Here is a 23,532-nt window from a genome sequence, read left to right as displayed (position 1 = left end):
ATAACGCCGACGAGTGACGCTTTTTATCGTACACTCTTGGCAGCGAATAAAAAATGGGCCAAGTGTTTGGCTTTGTGCCACCCAGAAGGATGGGCAATATGACAATTTATAATGTTGGTTCGATTAATCTCGACCACCTCTATCAGTTAGACCATTTCGTTCGACCTGGTGAAACCATGGCTTCAGACCATTACCAGTGTTTGCTCGGGGGGAAGGGCGCGAATCAGTCCGTTGCCTTGGCAAAAGCGGGTGCTGAGGTAAAACACGTAGGGGCGATTCACCATACCGATCAAAGTGTGGTGACACAGTTGCAGTCTTTGGGGGTCGACACCAGTTTGATCCGACAAATTGATGTGCCGACGGGGCACGCGATTATTCAGCTGACGAAAGAAGCAGAAAATTCGATTATTCTTTACCAAGGTGCGAACCATGCTTTAACAGAAGAGCAGGTGGATCAGGTGTTGGAGAATGCTCAGCAGGGTGATTGGGTGTTGTTGCAAAATGAGACCAATCTCATTGAATATGTGATGAAGAAAGCGCAGCAGCAGGGAGTGAAAGTCGCCTTTAATCCAGCGCCAATGAACATTGCTCTGACCAAAAAATTGCTTGGCCTAGTAGATTTACTGATCGTTAATGAAGTTGAGGCGATGGACTTAATTGGCACACCTGACATCGACAGTACCCTTGCTGCTTTTCCGAAAGCTTACCCTGATTTGGCGGTACTGATGACATTAGGCAAGGCGGGTGTATGTTATTTCAATGGTGAAGAACGCCTCCAAGTTGCGGCATTTTCCGTGAATGCCGTTGATACCACGGCGGCTGGCGATACCTTTATTGGTTTTTGTTTGTCGGCCATGATGCAAGGCCAAGGCATGGCTGAGTCCATCCGACGTGCTTGTGCTGCTTCGGCAATATGCGTTACCCGTTTAGGAGCGGCTTCATCCATACCAACTCAGCAGGAAGTCACAGCATTTCTTGCTCAGCATGACTAGTTTAAAAAGAGGAACAGGCGATATGGCTCGTAAAATTATTATTGATACGGATCCTGGCATTGATGACGCTATGGCGATTTTCTTTGCTTTCCAAGCGCCACAGTTAGAGGTGCTTGGGTTGACCACAACCTTTGGTAATGTATCAGTGGATCTGGCAACACAAAATGCCATCACACTCACGGAAATTGCTAAGGTTGATGTACCGGTAGCAAAAGGCGTTGCGGTACCGAGCGTGATCGCGCCTCGTCCCCACCCTGACTTTGTTCATGGTGCGGATGGGTTTGGTAATATCGATTGGCCAGCACCACAAGGTCAAGCCGTTGAGCAAAGTGCAGCGCAGTTTATTGTTGACGCAGTACGAGCCAACCCAGGTGAAGTGACCATTGTGGCACTTGGTCCTTTAGGGAATTTAGCGAAAGCCTTAGAGTTAGACCCTGAAGTCGCTAATCTAGTGGATGAAGTGGTGTTGATGGGGGGAACTGCGATTGAATACGGTAATGTATCACCTGTTGCAGAAGCGAACATCATGAACGACCCACATGCGGCGGATAAGGTTTTCACAGCGTCTTGGCAAGTGACCATGATTGGCTTGGATGTGACACATCAAGTGCTATTGGGTAATACGGTACTAGAGCGTATTCGTGAAGCCAATCCAACTGAGGGGGGGTTCTTGTACGACTGTGCACAACATTACATTAACTTCTACAGTAGCCGGTTTGATATGGAAGGTTGTTACTTCCACGATGCTTCTACCATAGCCTACCTTATGGAGCCGAGTATCTTCGGTGTTGAGCTGGGTGCAGTGCGCGTTGCTTGTGAAGGCATTGGTATTGGTCAAACCATCTTTGCACCTGAAGGCATGACCTTTCCTGAGCCACATTGGACAGATGTACCCATGACGCAAGTGTGCATGGAAGTGGACAGTGACAAATTATTAAAATTGTTTGAAACCACGTTATCTTGATAACGAAAGTGATAGGATATTAGCGGTAAGCTGGTCGTTGAATAAACCACAAAGGCATTGGCCTTTGTGGTTTTTTTGTGAGCTTTTTATGAGGGAAGTCGGCTGAGTGATTTGCTTTTTCTGATTCGTTAATCGTGTGCATCAACAAACTCTCTAATAAAAGCCACATCTTGGTCAGAAATAGTGTGGTACTTGAGTTTGATGTAGTGTTTATTGTGTTCGTTGAAAATATCGAGATCCGGATCGCATAAAACCTTAATCAGCTTTCGATCTCCTTCGTGCATGGCCTTGAGTTCCAGTTTTACCATTTTTGAACCTTCCAGCCCGGTCGGGGCTTCCACTTCAATCATGTTGGTTGAAATGTGGGTGCAATGAATTGGCATAACCTTACCATTGGTAAGGTATAAAGAACCCGTCCAAAAACAGCGGACATAAGGTGATTGGGTAATAGACATGGGTCATTCCTTTCTTAACTATGAGATGTCGCCAGTGATGCTATTACCAACAGTATAATGCATGTGATTTCAGGAAGGAAGGAGTCGAAATCAATAGATTGAAAGAAGGTTAGAATATTCAACCTATTGATTTTTTGATGCGATTTCAGCGAATTTAGCCGAATTTCTTTATACTTTCTCCTAGCGCGTCAATTAGACTGCTCATTTCGGATTCCTCTGTTGTAAAGGGAGGAGCCAGTTGAATAGTGTCGCCACCATAGCGCACATAATAGCCTTTATCCCACATGGACATGGCGATTTGGTAAGGGCGCTTGGCAGGTTCTCCGTCAACAGCGGCTAGGGTAATACCTGCGGCAAAACCATAGTTACGAATGTCCGTAATGGCATCGCTTGCGCCTTTTAGGGAGTGAACGTATTTTTCCCATACTGGACTCATTTGATTGACTCTTTCAATCAGCCCTTGAGAACGAATGGTTTCTAAAGACGCTAAACCCGCCGCACAGGCAATAGGATGAGCGGAATAAGTGTAGCCATGGGGAATTTCCAACATGTAATCCGCTCCACCCGTGTCCATGAAGGTGTCGTAAATTTCCTGTTTAAATACCGCTGCCCCCATGGGAATCACACCATTGGTAACCTGTTTCGCCATGGTAATGACATCCGGGGTGACGCCAAAAGCTTCAGAGCCAGATTGCGCGCCCATACGGCCGAATGCGGTAATGACTTCATCAAAAATCAAAAGGATGTTGTGTTGGTCACAAATTTCTCTCAAACGTTGTAGATAGCCTTTTGGTGGTACGATCACACCAGCTGAACCAGACATAGGCTCGACAATGACGGCGGCGATGTTAGAGGCATCATGCATGGCAATCATGTTTAGCAGGTCTTCTGCTCGTTCCTTACCCGTGTCTGCCATGCCTTTGCTAAATTCTGTGCCAGGCACTTGAGTATGCGGCAAATGATAAGATTCTAATCCTTGTCCATATAAAATTCGGTTTGCCGGAATGCCACCGACACTGAAACCGGAAATACCAGCACCATGGTAGCCTTTGGCACGTCCGATGAACTTCGTTTTCGTACCCAAGCCCTTCTTACGCCAATAGGCTCGCGCTACTTTTAGCGCCGTATCCACGGACTCTGAACCTGACCCTGTAAAGAAAACACGGTTCAAACCTGCAGGCATAAAATCGCTGATTTTCTCCGCCAATTGGAAAGATTTTTCGTGGCCAAATTGAAACGCAGGGGAGTAGTCTAGCGTTTTGACTTGATTGGCTACCGCCTCGTTGATGGCCGGTACGCTGTGTCCTAATCCACAGGTCCAAAGGCCAGACAGGCCATCAAAGATCTGGCGGCCATCGGCATCGGTGTAATAGTGGCCTGATGCTGTGCTAATAATGCGAGGATCTTTTTTAAATTCACGGTTGCCTGTGTAGGCCATCCAATGGGCATCAAGCTGAGCTTGAGTTAGGTTGGTTTTAGCGATATGGCTCATGGCATTCTCTCTTAAAAATAGATACAGATAAACAGAGAATGCCGAGCCGAAAAGGTTTAATAAATTTGATGTTATTTAATTTTACGTAACCTTTTAGTTAACTAATGTCTGTCTTTCAAACCGGTTATTGACAGGCCGTATCGTAGGTGTGCTTTATCGCGTGATAGAAGTACCCGTTCTATAAAATTTTGTTACAAGTCTTCTCATTGCCTATGTCCATTTTTCCTTACAATGAAATCGTGGTCTCTTATGGAGATCATGATCTCTCGGAAAATTGGAAAGGAGTATTCAGACCGTGCTAGCCAGTCTTAATATGTTTTCTTATTGCTTTTGGTAACAAGAGGTCAGGATGAAAATTTACGGATATTGAGTGATAAATATGGCAATTTGATTCGTTGTTCATCTGAATTTTGATGAGAAAATCGCGATGTGGTTTTGCAATTTTATGAAGGCTTTTTTTCTCTTTTTTGAGCCATTCAAAACATTGATGCCAAACGGCATTAGGAGAAAATTCATGATATTCAAACGCAATAATTATCCCCATTACCTAGCCGAAAAAGTGAATGCACATGTGCAACGCTGTGAGCAATTAGGAGGACGAAATCCTTTACATGGTCTTAATCCTACATCATCGTCGCTTAAGTTGATTAGTAATGACTACCTTGCCTTAGCGAATCATTCTAAGATTCTTGCTGCCCAAAGGAAGGAGTTAGCAAGCTTCGATAATATGATAATAATGTCTTCTGTTTATCTGCACGGCGATAATGCGCAGCTCAATTTTGAACAGCGCATGGCGGATTTTATGGGCTCTGAAGAGGCAGTGCTGTGTCAATCTGGGTATAACGCTAATATAGGCTTGGTACAAGCAATTGTACAAGGAGCTGATGTGCCTATTTACCTTGATATGATGGCACATATGTCTATGCGGGATGGTACACACTTTAGTAAGGCGGCCGTTTATTCATTTCGTCATAATAATATCGACCATCTAATGTCACTGATTGAACGTCATGGTCCAGGTTTGGTTATGGTGGATTCTGTTTATAGTACGAATGGTAGTGTCTGTCCTTTAAAGGCGTTGGTGGATGCGGCCTATGAGAAGGGTTGTCTGCTGTTGGTGGATGAGTCCCATTCTTTGGGGACGCTTGGACCTCAGGGCAGAGGTTTGGTGGTGGAGTACGGTTTGCAGGATAAGGTGATGTTCCGTACTGCTAGCTTGGCCAAGGCCTTTGCTGGTCGTGCCGGTATCATTACCTGCCCTAAAGGCTTTGCGGACTATTTTAAATGCACAGCCAATCCCTCTATTTTTAGTTCTGGCCTATTGTCTTATGAAATTGCTGGCTTGAATGCCACCTTAGATTTGATTATCCGTGCAGACGATAGGCGCGATCAATTGTGGCGTAATGCGGACTACCTTAGGCAAGCATTAAGCAATTTGGGGTACAACGTCGATGCATCCCAATCCCAAATCATTGGCCTTGAAGCAGGGTCAGAGAGGCAAACCACAGTGTTAAAAGATGCCTTAGAGTCGAGGGATGTGTTTGGCTCGGTATTCTGTGCGCCTGCAACCGCTAAAAATCGAGCCTTGGTACGCTTATCTGTCAATGCAGGCCTAACAGGTAGTCAATTAGAACAGGTTGTTGAGGTGTTTAAGGGGATTAGAGAGGAGGTAGGATTGAACAAGTGGCGTTCTACCTACAAATCATCTTTGTCTTTTCAGCAGGTCTCATAGTTTGATATTGATTAGGTATTGTAAAATAATGTTTCACAAAGGATTTTGTTCTGCTTGATCCTTTACTTCGGGGGCTATTGGCCCCCTTATTTTCAGCTGGTACTGCTACTGGTTGTAGCCATATTGCCTTGTAAATATTCTTGCAGAGAAACGCTTTGTTCTGTTTGTTTGGGGAAGGGGGCTGTTTCCTGAATAAAGGTGGCTAGGTAGTCTTCCTGTCCATGGATTTTGGTGCTTGGGTAGAAATGATTTTGCCAGTCTGATGTCATATCAGGATGATAAAAACCGTCTAAACTTGGAAATAAAGGGATGCTCGATAAGCTGTCTAATGTTTTAAGCAAGGCGTCTGGCGCCCCTGCATCTGCAGCCACGTCCCTATGAGCCTTTATATCTTCTTTGTTTAGTAACAGTAGTCTATGGCGTTTCCCCTGTTCGTCTAGCAGTAAAAAATCTAGTGATGCTGGGCTTGATTCTGTGTATAAGTGGTATTCCACAATGTTTTTTTGCTCAATAAAATCAAAAAAATACCCCACCACGGCTGGGTCATCAATTAAGGGAGAACTGACTTTTAAACCTTCTCTGACTACCCGTGTCATATCATTAAAGTAGTCTTGTTGATATTGCTGAATTAGCTCATTGATTTTGGGAAGAATGTCTTGGGAATTTTTCTTTAGATAATAATCAATGACTTTATTGTTTAAGGCTTCTATGGCGATTTGTTCATCCGCTACGCCAGTCAGTAGAATTTTTTTAACATAAGGGTTATCAATGGCGTTACAGACATCCAAGCCATTATAATTCGACCCTGGCATGGCATAGTCAGTGATCAGCACAGAAGGTTCTGAAAAACGCTTGTTGTCGAGTGTTTTATGCAGAATAGATTCGCTATCAAGTTTATAGTGGTAAGACTGCCCTGAGTCTGTCAACTGTAGGTCTTGTTCGAGTAAAGGGCGGTATTGTGTATGGCCATTGATGTAAGCAATGGCTTTTTGGGGGTCGACAAAAGACTGATAGGCGACGTTCGCTTCCAATGCTAGGGGGACACTGTCTAAAAACGCCTGATGGTCATCTAGAAAAACCACGCTAGTAGGATGATAATAGGCATTAATTATTTTCTGGTTTGGTTTAAGCATCATTCAAATTCCATCTTCTTAGTCGCTATTTTTGTGTCTTTTTCTTGGTTATGGGAAAACTTAATACAAACTCTGTGTATTCCCCAAGTTCAGAATCGCATTTGATATTGGCATGAAAGCTCACTAATATTTTTTTGCAAAATGCCAAACCAATCCCTGTTCCTGCGCCCTTATCCTGATTGCCGGAAGAATAAAAGTTCTCAAAAATCGAGTCTCTATCCTGTAGAGAAATCCCTCTGCCATTGTCTCTAAAATAGACCTGGTTCATATTAGGCGCTTTATCTAAAGTGATTTCAATACTGGGCTCTGGAATCCCATTTGTAAATACTAGGGCATTTTTAATCAGATTAAAAACCACATGTACCATGAGGAGGTCTGAGCCCAAAAACTGAAAGTCTTTTTTGAGATTTATTTTTACAATTTCACGTTCTCTATTGGAGTCAAACGGATAGCGATCAATCGCTTGGGTAATAATCTCTGCCATAGAAAAATATTTAAATTCTTCTGCATCTACTTTCGATTTCCCCAGGTTCATTAATAACATGTCAATAATGGTATTGGAGTGCCTGACCTCGTTTTGGATTTGCTCTATTGAGAGTTCTAGGGTTTTAAATATGTCCGGCCTGATAGATGCTTTGATTAGGTTATGATTTTTTGCTAATTCATAGGCTTGAAGTAGGGTTGGTAGGTTTCTATTTAGGCCGTAGGCGTGGTTGTGAATGGTCATCAGTGGTGTTCTCAACTCATGAGAAATTTCCGCTCCTATTGAGGCCAATACCTTGAGCTTTTCCTGCTTAAGTCGATAGGGGTAGTAAAAAATGATGCTGGTTGTAACAACTAAAAAGGCGTAAATCGGTAGCTGAATGAGGTAATTGGTTAACATTACTTTATCTACCGTTAAGGCATAGGCCAATAAAGCCAATAAAGAACCGACAAGAAGCGTAAAGATGAATAGTATCCAGCTATAGGCTAGCAATATTAGTACCGCTAGTCCTGCTATCATAGACATAGCCCACACAAGATTGCCGCCATTCATTAGTAACATATAGGTAAAGAAGAAGGGCAAAGTATAGATCATAGTAACTAGCCAATAGAAATTGATATAGGGGCGCATAGAAGCTGGCCAGATTCGAAGTAAGGTTAGGCCTCCAAATAAAAGAGCACCTAATAATCGTAAGGTTAGGTTTTCATAGGGTTGTGGAAACACATAAGTCCACAGCAGGTAGTATGAGGGAAAACCTATTACACCAATTAAACTAATATAAAGGGTGTGTGGTAGGAAATACTCAGCACTCTCAGAGAGTGATCGACAGATGTGACTATAGACAGCAGAAAACCGTATTTTCATGGCTTGCACTCTTATTCCTCCTTGAAACACAGTCAACTTAATAAGCTAGTGGTTGTTTTGTTCTGATTGAGCCAATAGATAGAAGGTTTTGTGTGTTTATTGTACAGAGGGTCATGCTATTACAGTCAGACGACTAAGACAATGATTTGCCTAACAGCATTGTCTTTAACGATGTTTCGCCTTACTAGGCTGGTTGAGAGGGAAATTAACTAGAGGTTTTGTCTTTGAACTCACAAAGGTCTTCGATGATGCAGGCGTCACACTTGGGTTTTCGAGCAACACATATATAGCGGCCATGTAGAATCATCCAGTGATGGGCGTCTAACAGAAATTCTTTTGGTACGAATTTCAAAAGCTTCATTTCCACTTCTAAGACGTTTTTTCCTGGTGCGACTTTGGTGCGGTTACCAAAGCGAAAAATATGCGTATCGACGGCCATGGCGATCTGTCGAAAGGCGGTATTAAGTACCACGTTGGCGGTTTTTCGACCCACACCTGGCAGAGCCTCAAGTGCTTCACGGTTTTCAGGCACCTGACTATTGTGTTGTTCGATCAAGATCCTACAGGTTTTAATGGCGTTTTCGGCTTTCGCATTAAACAAGCCAATGGTCTTGATGTACTCTTTTAGACCCTCAACACCCAATGCCAGCATGCTTTCTGGTGTATTGGCGACAGGGAAGAGTTTGCGCGTGGCTTTATTGACACTGACGTCGGTGGCTTGGGCTGAGAGCAAGACCGCAATCAGCAGTTCAAACGGCGAATTGTATTCCAGCTCTGTGACGGGATTGGGGTTTTCGGCTCGTAATCGGGAAAAGATTTCGTAGCGTTTGGCTTTATTCATTGATGAACCTTAAATTAACCTGCTTGCCCAGTAACACGCACACGTTTTGACTCAGCAGGACCTGCTTTGGCCTTGGCTGCTGCGACGCGTTTCTGCTCTTTGTCATCAAAGTAATTTTTGCCGGCGATTAACAAGCCCAAACCAATAAAGGCGCCTGGTGGCAGAATCGCAAACAACACATTTGGGTAATCTTCGAAGAGGGTAATCTTCCAATGCAATGCCATGTCACCAAACAACAAATGCATATCAGAAAAGAGTGTGCCTTGACCAATCAATTCACGCATTGCCCCCAACGCCACTAGAATGACCATAAAGCCTAAGCCCATCATCAGCCCATCAAGTGCCGATGGCAAAATCGGATTACGGCTGGCAAAGGCATCGGCACGGCCCAGAATGGCACAGTTGGTTACAATCAATGGAATAAAGATGCCTAGAATCTGATACAGCTCATAGGTGTAAGCCTGCATAATCAGTTCAATTGAGGTGGTAAAAGAAGCAATGATCATCACAAAAGCGGGTAAGCGAACAGCGTCTGCCACATAGTTTCGAATAATCGAAACGGCTATGTTAGAACCCACCAAAACCACTAGAGTGGCTAAGCCAAGGCCGAGGGCGTTGACCACGGTACTGGTTACCGCGAGCATAGGGCACAAGCCCAGCAGTTGAACTAATGCCGGGTTGTTTTTCCAGATGCCGTTATAAATGATCTCAGCATAATTGGCGCTGGGCTTGTCTTCTTGAATGTCTTCTGCGACGGTTGTTTCTGCGCTCATTGTGATTACCTTTCCTATCGCGCTAGTAGCGTTGCTTTGTTTTGATCAAAGTATAACAGAGTGTTTTTTACCGCTCTAACAACCGCTCTTGGGGTAATGGTTGCGCCAGTAAATTGGTCAAAGTCGCCACCGTCTTTTTTTACACCCCAGCCTTTCAGATCTGGGTTAGTAAGTGACTTATCGGCGAAACTGAGAATCCAATCGGATTTTTTCAAATCCACTTTGTCGCCTAAACCTGGTGTTTCTTTATGGCTAATGACACGGCTTCCGGTGACGACGCCATCACGATTAATGGCGACCAACATGTCTAAATTGCCATTGTAGCCTCGAGTCGCGGTGGTTTCGAAAATAATCCCTGTTACCTGACTCCCTTTACGGGCAATGTGAATTTTGGTGCCATTTTCACTGCCTAAAAGAGGGTCAACCGGTAAGACGGCGATGTCCTTGGTTAGGTCATTGTCATACAGATCAGCTGGTAAGATTTCATTAAACGCTGAAATCTGTGCATGCAAGATATTCTCTTTAATCGTATGGTCAGTCAGCTGATGTGTTACGGCAATTAAACCTGCTGTCAGTACTGCAAAAATGCCAAGACCAAGGCTGTTGCGGCGAATAGAAGACAATAATTCCATTAGTTATCCTCCCCAATCTTTAAGCCTTTTTTCGCTTTTTTGTGACCGTAACTTCTTGGTTGAGTGTAGTAATCAATCAAGGGGGCGGTGAAATTCATCAAGAGAACCGCAAACGCAACCCCGTCTGGGTAGCCGCCCCAACTGCGAATAATGTAAATCAAGATGCCAATGCCCGCACCGTAAATGAGTTTGCCTCGGTTACTGGTACAAGAAGACACGGGATCTGTGGCAATGAAAAAGGCGCCAAACATGGTGGCCCCCGTCATAAGATGAAACCATGGTGACGCAAACTGGCTGGGGTCAATGGCATAGAAAACACCAGACATCGCCAGTAAGGCCGCGAGCAGGGCAACGGGTGTGTGCCAAGTAATAACGCGCAACCAAAGTAAGCCAAGACCACCGACTAAGTAAGCCAGATTGATCCATAACCAGCTGTTTAAGCTGGCCGATTGTAGTGCAGGGATGCTGCTGAAAGCGGCTTCACTATCAAGCAAATCTTTATGCTTAAAGCCATCCAAAGGTGTTGCCATGGTGTAACCATCAATGCTGGGCAAATGATGGAAAATGGCTTGTAGACTTTGCGCAAAGGATAAGGTTTCCCCTGAAGTGGTTAGGCCAGTGTGGCCAAGCCATTGGCTCATGGGTACAGGGAAAGACACCAGTACGATGGCATAACCGACCATGGCTGGATTAAAGGGGTTATTGCCTAAGCCACCATAGAGTTGCTTGGCAAAAATGATGGCAAAGCCAACGGCAGTGACCGTTACCCACCAAGGGACCACGGGAGGTAACGCGATACCCAATAACACAGCGGTCAGTAGCGCGCTGTAATCTTTTAGGAAAAAGGCCACAGAGCGACGGCGAATGGAGAGAATCGCAGCTTCACAGGCCAATGCTGTCACACTGGCGATCATGATGTTGATCAAGGTGCCAAAACCGAACAGCCAAGTTTGCACAAGAATGCCCGGAACGGTCGCTAAAATGACCATTTGCATGACCCACGAGGTACGATGACCGGCTCGTTGAGCATGGGGAGACGATATTCTCAATAATGCCATTTATTGACTCTCTTGCTGTTTCATCAGTTGCTCAAGCAAATGTTGCGCTTGCGCTTGCTTATCGTTCAGTTGTGCAATTTCAATTTGCACTTGCTCTGCATTGTCGGGCTCAAGTCCTAACTTCTTTGTCAGCTTGTTGGCTTGGGCTTTGGCCAATGCAACGGCAATTTTTTGTTGCTTGATTTGCTCAGCCAGACTGACTTGAGGGGCTTCGTCATTCGCTTGTTCGGCGTTCGATGGCTCAGCTTTTGACGGTTGCGGTGCTTCATTCGATTCCAATTGAGCCAGTTTCTGCTGAGCTTCAAGCAATTTTTGCGGCCACTCGGAAGCTTGGATCTCTTCCTCGCTCTTACCTTGCTCTTTTAATAGGGCAAGGTTCTTTTCGGCTTTTTTAATGCCAGCTTTGGCGATGGCAAGGTCGATCTTGCGTTTTTTGTCATCGTCCGCATTCGTTGGTGCGGCTGGCTGTGCTTGAGCTGCTGTGGAAGCTTCTTGATCTGAGGCTTTTTGCGCTGCAGGTTCTAGCGTTTCTAATTGCGCCAATTTTTGCTGAGCTTCATTTAGCTTCTGCGGCCATTCAGAAGCTTGGATCTCTTCCTCGCTCTTACCTTGCTCTTTTAATAGGGCAAGGTTCTTTTCGGCTTTTTTAATGCCAGCTTTGGCGATGGCAAGGTCCACTTTGCGCTTTTTATCTTCGTCTGCTGTGCCGAAATTGTTTTCAGCTGATTTGGTTGTCGCTGTGGCCTGTTGTGCATTTGGGTTGGCTAGAGCATGCTCCAAGTCATCGGCTCGTTGTTGAGCGTCTTTTAGTTGCTGACGTAGAGTGTCGATCTCTGGCGCTTGTATTTCTTCGGCTTTTTTCAGAGCTTTTTCGACTTTCTTTACCGCCGCTTTGGCAATGGCGGCGTCTATTTTGAGCTTTTTCAACTCATCCTTGATTGCGGGTTTAGCGCCGATGTTTGGTGCTGCTTGGCTGTCATTAGCAGTGGCTTGATCAAGCTTAGCTTGTGCTGCGGCTTGTTGGGCTTGCAGGTCGGCTACTTTTCGTTTTAGCTCACTGTCATCAGGCGACTCGTCGAGTTGTTTTTGCACTTTTTTCAGTTTTACGCCTGCCAGAGCGAGATCTACCTTAGCTTTTTTGATCTCGTCATTGACAGCTGGCTTCACGGCCGTCTTCGCCGCTGTCTCCACTGTGGCTTTAGGTGCCGCATTGGCTTGATCCAGCTTAGCTTGTGCCGCTTGTTGTTCTGCGATTAACGACGCCACTTTTTGCTTTAGGTCAGCGTCATCAGGGGACTCGTCTAATTGCTTTTGGGCTTTTTTCAGCTTCACACTCGCCAGAGCAAGATCGACTTTGGCTTTTTTCAGCTCATCGCCAGCCTTATCTTGGGCAACGGCAGGAGAAGCTTTAGCGGTGGAAGCCGTGGCGGCAAGCTTGGCCATTTGCGCGTCTAAGTCTTTTACTTGGTTGGCTTGATCCGTAACCTGTAATTGTAAGCTGTTGATCTCTTCAAGGTGCTCGTTTTCTTGTGCACTGAGCAATTGTTTCTCAAGTTTCTTGAGTTTGGTTTTGGCAATGGCCAAATCCACTTTGAGTTTCTTCGATTCGTCATTTGCTGCTGGCGCTGCCGCAGGGGCGGCCTTGGCAGTGGCTTGGCTTGTGTCTTTTGCTGGCGCAGGTTTCTGACGGGCCAAACGCTTGGCTTCTTTCTCTGCCGCTTCGGCTTCCTGACGGGCTTTGCGGGCTTCAAAGCGTTGCTTAGCTAGATCGGCTTTTACCGCAGACTCACGAGCTTCACGAATGCTGCTCTTCGAGTGACGATAATATTGAACAAGAGGGATGCTGCTAGGGCAGACATAGGAACACGCGCCACACTCGATGCAATCGAATAAGTTGTGATGTTCGGCTTTTTCGTGTTCTTGGCTCTTGCTGAACCAGAGCAATTGCTGCGGTAGCAGACTGACCGGGCAGGCCTGTTCACACATACCGCAACGAATACAGGCTTGTTCTGGTGCTGGTGGTGGCAATTCTTGTTTGGTGGCCGCCAAAATACAGTTACTGGTTTTGACGACGGGAACGTCCATAGAATCCAATGTGAAGCCCATCATAGGGCCGCCCATTACCAAACGGTGAAGTTTGCTTTGTTGAGCGTCTGCGTATGTCAATAAATGAGAAACGGGTGTGCCGAGTAAGACTTCAACATTCTGTGGTGCGTTTAATGCATCCCCCGTTAACGTGGTGAAACGGGAAATTAATGGTCGACCTAGATGAATGGCATCGTGAACAGCAACACAGGTGCCGACGTTTTGACACAATATGCCTATGTCTGCTGGGTGTTGGCCGCTTGGTACTTCTTTGCCTGTTAGCAGTTGAATGAGCTGCTTTTCACCGCCAGATGGGTATTTAGTTGGTACCACGGCGACTTTAATGGTGCTGTTACGCTCGTTCAGTAAGTCGTTCAACATCTTAATCGCCGTGGGCTTGTTGTCTTCAATGCCAATCACGACTTGGCTGGCATTGACGAGATGTTGTAAGACTTCAATACCGAGAATGAGTTCTAAGGTTTTTTCACGAATTAACATGTCATCGGCGGTAATGTAAGGCTCACATTCGGCCGCATTGATAATGAAATGGGTCAGTGGTGATTTGTTCGCACCTTGCAATTTGACCTGTGTTGGAAAGCCAGCGCCGCCCATACCGACGATGCCCATTTCAGATAAATACGCCAACACATCTGTGCGGTTCTGGGTTTGCCAATCGACCAAAGGCTCAAGGGCTTGCCATTCTTCTAAACCATCTGGCTGTATAATGACGCACAGGTCACTTAAGCCTGAAGGGTGGGCAATCAAACGTTCTTCAATGGCTGTGATGGTGCCAGAGGTTGGCGCGTGCAAAAAACTACTCAAGAATCCATTGTTGATGGCAATGGTTTGGCCTTTGAGAACCTTGTCACCGACATTGACAAGTGGACGTGAACTTTGGCCAATGTGTTGGCCCAATGGCAAAATCAATTCTTGTGGCAAGCTCGGACGGCCTAAAGGCAATTGCAGAGATTGTGCCTTGTTTTCCGGTGGATGAATGCCGCCATGAAAAGAGAAAATATCAAACGCCTGCATTAGTGTGCGGCCTCCGTCTGACGATCTGTCGCAATAATATTCAACGAGGTGGCGGCAATGCCTTGAGGTTTATCCCAAGACCAGGTTTTGGTGTTCACGCCAACTTCTACCATATCAATACAATCTACTGGACAAGGTTCCACACACAGGTCACAACCTGTGCATTCATCAGAAATCACTGTGTGCATTTGCTTCGCGGCCCCTAGAATCGCATCAACAGGGCAGGCTTGAATGCACTTTGTACAACCAATGCATTCGTCTTCGCGAATGACAGCCACGCGTTTGGCGCTTTCTGTACCGTGATCGCCATCCAATGGAATGGCTTCCACGTCGAGCAAATCAGCAAGAGCTTGAATGGTGGCTTGTCCGCCTGGCGGGCAATGGTTGATGGCTTCGCCATTGGCAATGGCTTCGGCATAAGGGCGGCAACCTGGGTGACCACATTGACCGCATTGGGTTTGCGGAAGCAAGGCATCGATTTGGTCGACAATTGGATCGCCTTCTACATGAAAGCGCACGTTGGCGTAACCTAAGATGCCGCCAAAGACTAAGGCTAGGAGAACAAGAATACCGATGGCAAGTAAAACAGTGGTCATGCGACGGCTCCTAAATTTGCACTAGGGCAGTAAAGCCCATGAATGCCAAAGCCATGAGTCCTGCTGTAATCATGCCGATTGCGGAGCCTTTGAAAACACTGGGTACGTCGGCCACATTGATGCGTTCACGCATCGCAGCAAATAACACCAAAACAAATGAGAAACCAACCGCCGCCCCGAAGCCATATAAAATGGATTCAACAAAATCGTTTTGCTTGCTGATGTTTTGCAATGCGACCCCTAAAACCGCACAGTTGGTGGTAATAAGAGGTAGGAAAATACCCAAAACACGATATAACAGTGGGCTGGTTTTATGTACCACCATCTCAGTAAATTGCACCACAACGGCGATGACCAAGATAAAGGAAATGGTTTGTAGATACTCTAACCCGAATGGTTGGAGGATATAGGTAAAGGTAAGATAACTGCACAGACTGGAAAGTGTCAGTACAAAGGTGGTGGCCATGGCCATACCAATAGACGTCTCCAGCTTGCCAGACACGCCCATGAAAGGGCAGAGTCCTAAAAACTGTACCAAGACAAAATTGTTCACCAAAATGGTGCTGACTAGTATCAACAGATATTCAGTCATCTCACGTCCAAAAAAAAGGTAAATTCATCGAAACTAACCGTGCTTGCCCGAGCACTTCCTGCGAGCGTCACTATACCAATCTGCTTATAACTAACAAAGCTAAAAATGCCAGATATATAGTCTGATTTAGTATATAGATAATAAGTTACGATTATATAAGTTGGATTTATGCATCTATAACTATGCTATTGCTCAACCTATTAAGAATCTTTCTCATCTAGATTAAACAATAGCGGATCACACTTACATAACGCGTTGGCCAGGTTTCGCGCCAGCGTGTGGTTCTAGTAAATAGATCTCTTCACCACCAGGGCCTGCCGCTAATACCATGCCTTCAGATAAACCAAACTTCATCTTACGTGGCGCTAAGTTTGCGACCATGACCGTATATTTGCCTTCTAAATCTTCAGGCTTATAAGCTGACTTGATACCAGAGAATACGGTACGAGTTTCACCGCCGATGTCTAAGGTTAATTTTAGTAGCTTATTGGCTTTCTCAACATGCTCAGCTTTAACGATCAAAGCAATGCGCAAATCTACTTTGGCGAAGTCATCAAAATTGATTTCGGCTTCGATTGGTTCTTTGCTTAGTTCTGTTACTGCTTGGGCCGGTTGCGTCGCTTCTTTTGCGGCGGCTTCGACTGCGGCCTCTGCTTTGCCTTCTTCAATCATGTCATCAATTTGCTTTTGCTCAATACGACCCATTAGCGGCTTGAATTTGTTCACCGTGTTGCCAAACAATAATTCGCTGCGGTTATCCCAAGTTAGCTCTTTGCCAAGGAAGGCTTCGGCGTCGGTAACCAAGTTTGGCATTACTGGTTTCAGGTAAGTTGCTAAAATGCTAAACAAGTTCAAGGCAACCGTACAAACGTCTTGAACTTTCGGCAAAGTTGCTTCGTCTTTTGCTAACACCCAAGGCGCTTGAACTGCAATGTATTCGTTTGCTACGTCAGCAAGGCGCATGATTTCACGAATGGCTTTACCGTATTCGCGGCTCTCGAAATGCTCAGCAATCACCTCGCCAGCGTCGATGAAGGATTGAATCATGTCCGCTTCGCTAACGTCAGTCGCTAATTGACCATCGAACTTTTTGTTAATGAAGCTGGCGGTACGGCTGGCAATGTTAACCACCTTGCCAACCACGTCTGAGTTTACACGTTGCAAGAAATCGCCTAGGTTAAGGTCGATATCATCAACACGAGAGTTTAGTTTAGCGGCATAGTAGTAACGTAAGTATTGTGGGTCTAAATGCTTCAAGTAAGTACGAGCTTTAATAAAAGTACCGCGCGATTTAGACATTTTTTCGCCGTCTACGGTTACGTAACCGTGTGCATTAACGCCTGTTGGCGTACGATAGCCAGCGCAATCCAACATAGCTGGCCAGAACAAGGCGTGGAAGTTAATGATGTCTTTACCGATGAAGTGATATAGCTCAGCGTCTGAGTCTTTTGCCCAGTAATCATCAAATTCTAAACCTTCAGTGCGATCACATAAGTTTTTAAAGCTCGCCATGTAACCAATTGGCGCGTCTAGCCAAACGTAGAAGTACTTGCCCGGGGCGTCTGGGATTTCAAAGCCGAAGTAAGGCGCATCACGACTGATGTCCCATTCTTTTAATCCAGAATCTAACCATTCAGATAGCTTGTTCGCGACTTGGTCTTGCAAGGTGCCGCTGCGCGTCCATTCTGCTAGGAAATCTTGGAAATCTGGCAATTTGAAGAAATAATGCTCAGAGTCTTTTTCAATCGGCGTCGCACCAGAATAAACAGAGCGAGGGTTGATCATTTCCATTGGCGTGTAAGTCGCAGAACAGACCTCACAGTTGTCGCCGTATTGATCTTCTGCTTTACACTTAGGGCAGGTGCCCTTGATGAAACGATCTGCAAGAAACATTTCTTTTTCTGGATCATAGGCTTGCACGATGGAACGCACTGAAATTTTGCCGTTATCACGCAACGCTTTATAAATACTGGTGGAGATCTCGCGGTTTTCGTCTGAGTGAGTTGAGTAATAGTTATCGTAACCAATCAAGAAGTCATTAAAGTCCGCCATGTGCTCTTTGCGCACACCGTCAATCAACTCTTCTGAAGTGATGCCTTGTTGTTCGGCCTTGATCATGATGGCGGTGCCATGAGCATCGTCCGCACAAACCGCTGTACACAAGTGACCGCGCATTTTCTGAAAACGCACCCAGATGTCAGTTTGGATGTGTTCCAGCATATGACCCAAATGGATTGGACCATTAGCATAAGGTAGGGCGCTGGTGACGAGTATTTTACGTTGCGTTTGTGCCATTTTTGATAAGCCTATTGGATTAAAAAAGGTCGAATATTCTATCTCTTATTTAGACATGATGGATAGACGTGAAGGACGAAAAAAGCCCTAGTCTAAATAAGGGATAGCATGTTGAAAGGCGACATTATAAGTCGCCACTTATTCTGTGCAAGTCTAAGCCTTGCTTTTCCACGATTTGCCCTTATCTTCCCTAGACTCACTTAATTTCGAATTGCGCCTTTCTGTTAGATCGAAAAGCCAATTTTTGCCTATGCTGTTAGGAGCCAATATGCCAAACCAAGCCGACCATCAACAGACGCTAATGTCTATTCTGGCCAAGCTGATCGATGACAATACCCAGCAAGCTTATGGTGATGTTTGGCAGATCACCGCCGACGACAGCCGATTGCATGTTCACTTAGCGTTACCTTATGCGGCGGCGCAAGAGCAAGCTTCGTTGGAAGTCCGAATTAAAGAAGCGTTAAACGACCCTCGTGAACTCACCTTAGACATAGAACACACTATCGAACAACACGCGACACAAGCTAACTTGCCTGGTTTAAAGGGCGTGAAGAACGTGATTGCGGTGGCGTCGGGTAAAGGTGGGGTGGGGAAATCCACCACCACTGTAAATTTGGCTTTGGCCATGGCGCGCGAAGGGGCGCGAGTCGGCATTCTGGACGCGGATATTTATGGTCCAAGCCAGGGCATGATGTTGGGCTTCGCCGATGGCACTCGCCCACAAGTACGTGATGAAAAATTCTTTATTCCACCGAGCGCTCATGGTGTGCAAGTTATGTCGATGGCCTTTCTGACTACCAAAGACACGCCAGTAGCATGGCGTGGTCCTATGGTCACTGGTGCTTTGATGCAAATTCTTACCCAGACCGATTGGGATGACTTGGATTACTTGTTTGTCGACATGCCACCGGGCACTGGCGACATCCAGCTGACCTTGTCGCAAAAAGTGCCAGTGGCAGGTTCTGTGATTGTTACCACACCACAAGACATTGCCTTGTTGGATGCCCGTCGTGGCATTGAAATGTTCAATAAGGTGAAGATTCCGGTCTTGGGTGTGGTGGAAAACATGTCAACGCACATTTGCTCTAACTGTGGTCATCATGAAGCCATCTTTGGTGATGAGGGCGGTGCCAGCTTGGCAAAAGAGTACGGTGTGAATGTGTTGGGCAAGCTGCCATTGAGTTTATCGATCCGTGAACAGAGTGATTTAGGTAAGCCGATTGTGGTAAATTCCCCCGACAGCGAGGTGACAGGCATTTATCAGTCGATTGCTCGTCAGTTGGGTGCTACCCTTGCCCACCAACAAGAACAGCAATTTGTCATGCCAACCATTGGCATGAGCGACGATTGAGGAAGTAACATGCGTTTGTGTGACCGAGATATAATCAAAGCCCTAGACCAAGGCGACATAGTGATTGAACCACGCCCAGACAACAGCGTGATCAGTGGCGTGTCGGTGGACTTGCGTTTGGGCAATTCATTTCGTGTGTTTCAAGGTCACCCAGCGCCTTATCTTGACCTGAGCAGTTCCAAAGATGATCTAGGTAAAGTCATTGAGTCTGTGATGAGTGATGAAATTCTGGTAGACGACGGTCAGCCGTTTTTCATCCATCCGGGTGAATTGGTATTAGGCGTGACCAAAGAGTCGGTCACAATTCCAGACGACTTGGTCGGTTGGTTAGACGGCCGTTCTTCCTTAGCACGCTTGGGTCTCATGGTGCACGTGACGGCTCATCGTATTGATCCAGGTTGGAGTGGCGGTATTGTATTGGAGTTTCTCAATGGGGGTAAATTGCCGATTGCCTTGAGTCCAGGCATGACCATAGGGGCGATCAACTTTGAAACCTTGTCTGGCCCTGCCGAGCGTCCTTACAACAAACGTGACAACGCCAAATACAAGGATCAGAAATCCGCGGTTGGCAGTCGCATCAGTGGCGATAAATCGCAATAAAGGTTATTTATTCCTAAGCAAACGCCATGACCTATCAAAACATTCCAGTGAACATCATTAGCGGATTTTTAGGCGCCGGTAAAACCACGCTCATTCGCCATCTTCTTAGCAAGGTGCCTGCTGGTGAGCACTGGGCGGTATTGGTCAATGAATTTGGTGAAGTGGGCATAGACGGAGTGTTACTGGCAGACAGTGGCGCTAGCATCAAAGAAGTGCCGGGCGGTTGTTTATGTTGCGTGACTTCGGCGGCGTTTAGCACAGGTTTGAACGCACTCATTAAACAGGTGAATCCTGATCGCATTCTCATCGAACCCACAGGCATTGGCCATCCCGCGCAAATCATGGCGCAACTACAAGCCGAACATTACCATGGTGTGCTGGATGTCAAAGCCTCAGTTTGCTTGTTGGATGTTCGCAACCTGCAAGATCCAAGATACTTAGGCCATCCGGCATTCTTTGACCAGATCGACTAAGCCGATGTGCTTATCGCGTCAAAAGCTGACCAATACACGGAGGCTCAGCAAGATCAATTTCTTGCTTTCGTCGCGCAGCTCAAAGATCCGAAAAAATACGCTTTCTCTGTGCAGGGTAAGATTTCATTGTCGTGGCTCGATTATTCAAGGGTCGGCTCCATTAACGTCAATGCACATGACCATTCACATCATCACCATGAAAGCCGCCATGAGCATGAAGACAGCCATGAGCATAAAGACAGCCATGAGCATAAAGACAGTCATGAGCATGAAAATGGTTATATCCACGATCATCAGCATGATGTCAACATCATCCAGCATGACAAGGTCACCGTCTTTGAAAAGCGCGATCAAACGCTTTGTAGCATAGGCTGGGTGATTGCAGGAGACGTTCTGTTTCAACAAGCTGCTTTAGAAAACCTTGCCACTGTACTGAAAAACCACTCAGGTTTTTGGCGGCTTAAAGGGCGACTTAAGCTGGATGCCGACAACACCATTGAGTGTAATATCACCCAAACAGAGCAGCATTTTGTTCGCCAAGATAAAGTCAAGCAATCTAAGATTGAATGCCTTGTGGACAGTGAAGAGGCCTTATCAGAAGTGAAACACCTCATTGAGAAAGCATTGTTCTTTTAACCTTAACTTATTGGCTTTGGTCTGCTGATGATCGCTTTTTGCGCCATAACAGCATAAGTTGTATTTTGTTTGACAAGCAATCTTGTTAACAACACGCATCGAATGGGGGAGTGGTATTGAAAATGGGTGGCTCTAACACGACAAACGCCCTGTATTGCTAAATAAAACAGAGCGTTTTGATGATTTAAATAAGGTTCGAAATTATATCGTAACCTTACTCTAAAAGAGAGGACCGGATGGCACAATTTCGACCTCTTGCTTTGGCTTCATATAGGGCAATATCGGCTTGCTTAATAAAGCTATCCGGCTCCTCTTCCTCTGCTGTTGGGAACACCTCCGTTATTCCTGCACTGATTGAAACTGGAATGGTGTTTTCATCGTAGACTATCTTAAGGTTTTCGATGGCGTTACGGATTCGCTCAGCCACATCGAAGGCTTGCTTTTCATCTGCATTCGGTAAGATAACGATAAACTCTTCGCCTCCATAACGGCCCACACAATCTCCTTGGCGCAGGCTTGCTCGAATGGCTTTTGCGGTCTGTTTGATCACTTCATCCCCAGCGGGGTGTCCATAGGTATCATTAACGGATTTAAACTTATCCAAATCCATTAAAAGAATGCTGAGCTTGCCGCCAAACTGATTCAAGCGTTCTATTTCTTTCTCAAAAAATGATAGGGCTTGAGAGCGGTTATTTATCTGCGTTAACCCGTCTTTTGTTGCCATTTTTTGTAATTTATTATGGGCTATTTTCAGGGCCGACAAAGGAAGTTTCATTAATCGATAGGCGATGAAAAAAATAATTAATAGGTTGGTAAGGACAATAAGGGTGCCAGTCAGCACGGCAAAGTTTATGTCATCGCGGAAACGAGTGACATCTTGATAGATTTCAATGGCTCCAGCGATCTGCCCTGATTGGTTATAAATGGCGGTGTAAGTCGCAACCACATCGATATCAAAATGTTTCTCAAAGGCTAAATCCATCTCGCTTTCTTTGTTGTACATTTTAGAAACATGTATACCTGTTAATGCTTTTTCAAGGGATTCATTGCCAATATTCATGGTGCCGATAACGGTTTTGTCTGTGCTGTAGGCAATGGTTCTATCGGGTGTAAAGACCTTTACCTTGATCATATGGAAGGGGTCTAATGTTTGGTGAAATGAAGTGTCTAATTTGTCTTCTGATATGTTGCTAATATCAATTTGGGCATTTTCATTAGCTAATAATAATTCATAGTGGTTGTTGGTAAAGGACCGGCTCATGCTGATGGCTTCGGCTTCAGCCCGATCAAGAATGTAGGTTTTTGAGACCAAGTAAATGGTGATGGCGGAAAAAATTAGAATGGCACTGCCCAAGATAGACAGCAAAATAAACATGCTGCGGATGAGCTGAGTGGGCGTGTGTATGTCATCCCATTTTTGGGTCATCAAAGGGGGCAGATGAGATACCTTATAATCGGTCCAAAACATAAATCCTCCGTAACAATGTTCATGTTTTTTGTTTAATAAAGACCCCAAAAAATGGCCTAAGTTGTCTTTATTTCTTGTTATCTTCCCTGCCAATATAGTCATATTAGACATAGGAACTTGCCTCAAACAATGAAGCCTTATTCACCCGCTACTCATTGCATGACTGGTAGACTTGCTTACACTGTCCTTAGGTAATGCATTGATTTTTACTCACGCAGTTCAAATCTTGATGAGGCTGTTACTGAGTGTAGTTGATAATCATTCTTCGGATAGATACATATATCATGAAATGGGGTAAATAAAAGGGTAAGAGCACAATTAAACCGCTTTTCACCTAATCATCATGTTTTAGCCTGACTCATGTGTGTTTGAGTTTGGGGGATAAAATGGAATGCATCGAAGTTAAACGCCGCCAGATTCCGCTTAATTTATTGCTTGAAGCCGATCCTTCAGAAGCGAGTGTTTCATCCTATTTATCGGAATCATGGTGCTTTACGGCATCCGATAATGAACGCCTATTGGCTGCGTGTGTGGTGAAGCCTCAACCTCAAGCCGATCATCTTGCTGAAATATGCAATATTTCCGTGTATCCAGAGTATCAAGGTCAAGGTGTTGGTACAGCCCTGTTAACCTTTGTTCTATCTCAACTAGCGAGTAAGGGAATCAAGCATGTAGTGCTTTGCACTGGCACATTTGGCCACCAACTGACATTTTACCAGCGTCTTGGTTTTCGCGTGGACGCCGTACTGAAAGACTACTTCTTACTTCACTATCCTGAGCCCATTTTTGAAAATGGCATCCAGCACCAAGATGGGCTGAGGCTCTATAAGGTGCTTTTAAAATAAACCGCTTTTAACATAAGCCGCTTGCCATTGAGCAAGCCTTTCACTTTTTTCTAGTAATCCTCCAATTTTTTTAATCTCTCATCGGGCTTTTTGATTGATCCAAAAGGTAAACTTCTTTTGTCGAGGTTGGTTGTTTGGA

The 23,532-nt window shown here is 45.4% G+C and carries 21 protein-coding genes; 8 read left to right on the top strand and 13 right to left on the bottom strand.

Going from position 1 to position 23,532, the window contains the following annotated elements:
* The first annotated feature begins 98 nt into the window (after nucleotides 1–98).
* Nucleotides 99–992: a ribokinase gene (locus MAR181_RS11470; RefSeq protein WP_013796757.1), complete on the top strand. Its 894-nt coding sequence runs from the start codon at nucleotides 99–101 to the stop codon at nucleotides 990–992.
* 22 nt (nucleotides 993–1,014) lie between these two features.
* Nucleotides 1,015–1,956, top strand: a complete 942-nt coding sequence (locus MAR181_RS11465) for a nucleoside hydrolase (RefSeq protein ID WP_013796756.1) — start codon at nucleotides 1,015–1,017, stop codon at nucleotides 1,954–1,956.
* Nucleotides 1,957–2,084: 128 nt separating this feature from the next.
* Here MAR181_RS11465 and MAR181_RS11460 read toward each other — a convergent pair whose 3' ends face one another.
* Nucleotides 2,085–2,411 (bottom strand): hypothetical protein, encoded by a 327-nt coding sequence (locus tag MAR181_RS11460; protein WP_013796755.1) that lies wholly within the window; start codon nucleotides 2,409–2,411, stop codon nucleotides 2,085–2,087.
* 154 nt (nucleotides 2,412–2,565) lie between these two features.
* Entirely contained in the window at nucleotides 2,566–3,903 is a 1,338-nt protein-coding gene (gene aptA, locus MAR181_RS11455) for an omega-aminotransferase AptA (protein ID WP_013796754.1), read from the bottom strand.
* Between the two features lie 514 nt (nucleotides 3,904–4,417).
* Here aptA and cqsA point away from each other — a divergent pair.
* Complete coding sequence (gene cqsA, locus MAR181_RS11450) at nucleotides 4,418–5,635, top strand: alpha-hydroxyketone-type quorum-sensing autoinducer synthase (RefSeq protein WP_013796753.1); 1,218 nt, start codon at nucleotides 4,418–4,420, stop codon at nucleotides 5,633–5,635.
* 92 nt (nucleotides 5,636–5,727) lie between these two features.
* Here cqsA and MAR181_RS11445 read toward each other — a convergent pair whose 3' ends face one another.
* The 10 genes from MAR181_RS11445 to metG form a co-directional block, all read right to left on the bottom strand.
* Complete coding sequence (locus tag MAR181_RS11445) at nucleotides 5,728–6,771, bottom strand: response regulator transcription factor (protein ID WP_013796752.1); 1,044 nt, start codon at nucleotides 6,769–6,771, stop codon at nucleotides 5,728–5,730.
* Nucleotides 6,772–6,793: 22 nt separating this feature from the next.
* Nucleotides 6,794–8,116: a sensor histidine kinase gene (locus tag MAR181_RS11440; protein ID WP_245546244.1), complete on the bottom strand. Its 1,323-nt coding sequence runs from the start codon at nucleotides 8,114–8,116 to the stop codon at nucleotides 6,794–6,796.
* Between the two features lie 205 nt (nucleotides 8,117–8,321).
* Entirely contained in the window at nucleotides 8,322–8,957 is a 636-nt protein-coding gene (nth, locus tag MAR181_RS11435) for an endonuclease III (RefSeq protein ID WP_013796750.1), read from the bottom strand.
* Between the two features lie 14 nt (nucleotides 8,958–8,971).
* Nucleotides 8,972–9,730 (bottom strand): electron transport complex subunit E, encoded by a 759-nt coding sequence (locus tag MAR181_RS11430; RefSeq protein WP_013796749.1) that lies wholly within the window; start codon nucleotides 9,728–9,730, stop codon nucleotides 8,972–8,974.
* Between the two features lie 14 nt (nucleotides 9,731–9,744).
* Nucleotides 9,745–10,362, bottom strand: a complete 618-nt coding sequence (gene rsxG / locus MAR181_RS11425) for an electron transport complex subunit RsxG (protein ID WP_013796748.1) — start codon at nucleotides 10,360–10,362, stop codon at nucleotides 9,745–9,747.
* On the bottom strand, nucleotides 10,362–11,420 hold the full coding sequence (gene rsxD, locus MAR181_RS11420; RefSeq protein ID WP_013796747.1) for an electron transport complex subunit RsxD: 1,059 nt from the start codon (nucleotides 11,418–11,420) through the stop codon (nucleotides 10,362–10,364). The genes rsxG and rsxD overlap by 1 nt, the downstream gene beginning before the upstream one ends.
* Nucleotides 11,421–14,537 (bottom strand): electron transport complex subunit RsxC, encoded by a 3,117-nt coding sequence (gene rsxC, locus MAR181_RS11415; protein WP_013796746.1) that lies wholly within the window; start codon nucleotides 14,535–14,537, stop codon nucleotides 11,421–11,423. It abuts the gene before it with no gap.
* Entirely contained in the window at nucleotides 14,537–15,133 is a 597-nt protein-coding gene (gene rsxB / locus MAR181_RS11410; protein WP_013796745.1) for an electron transport complex subunit RsxB, read from the bottom strand. Before rsxB ends, rsxC begins: the two co-directional genes overlap by 1 nt.
* A 10-nt stretch (nucleotides 15,134–15,143) precedes the next feature.
* A complete protein-coding gene (rsxA, locus tag MAR181_RS11405; protein WP_013796744.1) occupies nucleotides 15,144–15,725 on the bottom strand; it encodes an electron transport complex subunit RsxA in 582 nt (193 codons plus the stop codon).
* 243 nt (nucleotides 15,726–15,968) lie between these two features.
* Entirely contained in the window at nucleotides 15,969–18,020 is a 2,052-nt protein-coding gene (gene metG, locus MAR181_RS11400) for a methionine--tRNA ligase (RefSeq protein ID WP_013796743.1), read from the bottom strand.
* A gap of 268 nt (nucleotides 18,021–18,288) precedes the next feature.
* Between metG and apbC the strand changes: the two genes are divergently transcribed.
* From apbC to MAR181_RS18105, 4 genes are read left to right on the top strand one after another with little or no spacing between them, the layout of a single operon-like run.
* A complete protein-coding gene (gene apbC / locus MAR181_RS11395) occupies nucleotides 18,289–19,371 on the top strand; it encodes an iron-sulfur cluster carrier protein ApbC (RefSeq protein WP_013796742.1) in 1,083 nt (360 codons plus the stop codon).
* Between the two features lie 9 nt (nucleotides 19,372–19,380).
* Nucleotides 19,381–19,971 (top strand): dCTP deaminase, encoded by a 591-nt coding sequence (dcd, locus tag MAR181_RS11390; protein WP_013796741.1) that lies wholly within the window; start codon nucleotides 19,381–19,383, stop codon nucleotides 19,969–19,971.
* A 26-nt stretch (nucleotides 19,972–19,997) separates the two neighbouring features.
* Nucleotides 19,998–20,444, top strand: coding sequence for a CobW family GTP-binding protein (locus MAR181_RS18110; protein ID WP_049782725.1), 447 nt, complete (start codon nucleotides 19,998–20,000; stop codon nucleotides 20,442–20,444).
* A 6-nt stretch (nucleotides 20,445–20,450) separates the two neighbouring features.
* Entirely contained in the window at nucleotides 20,451–21,080 is a 630-nt protein-coding gene (locus MAR181_RS18105) for a hypothetical protein (RefSeq protein ID WP_049782724.1), read from the top strand.
* Between the two features lie 214 nt (nucleotides 21,081–21,294).
* Here the strand turns inward: MAR181_RS18105 and MAR181_RS18100 are convergent, their stop codons facing one another.
* Nucleotides 21,295–22,548, bottom strand: coding sequence for a GGDEF domain-containing protein (locus tag MAR181_RS18100; RefSeq protein ID WP_013796740.1), 1,254 nt, complete (start codon nucleotides 22,546–22,548; stop codon nucleotides 21,295–21,297).
* Between the two features lie 386 nt (nucleotides 22,549–22,934).
* Here MAR181_RS18100 and MAR181_RS11375 point away from each other — a divergent pair, with 386 nt between their 5' ends.
* A complete protein-coding gene (locus tag MAR181_RS11375; protein ID WP_013796739.1) occupies nucleotides 22,935–23,393 on the top strand; it encodes a GNAT family N-acetyltransferase in 459 nt (152 codons plus the stop codon).
* Nucleotides 23,394–23,532: the final 139 nt, after the last annotated feature.

This window comes from Marinomonas posidonica IVIA-Po-181 (assembly GCF_000214215.1).
Taxonomy (GTDB): Bacteria; Pseudomonadota; Gammaproteobacteria; order Pseudomonadales; family Marinomonadaceae; genus Marinomonas; species Marinomonas posidonica.
The sequence above is the reverse complement of the archived record's forward strand: the minus strand, read 5'-3'. Positions and strand labels throughout refer to the sequence as shown.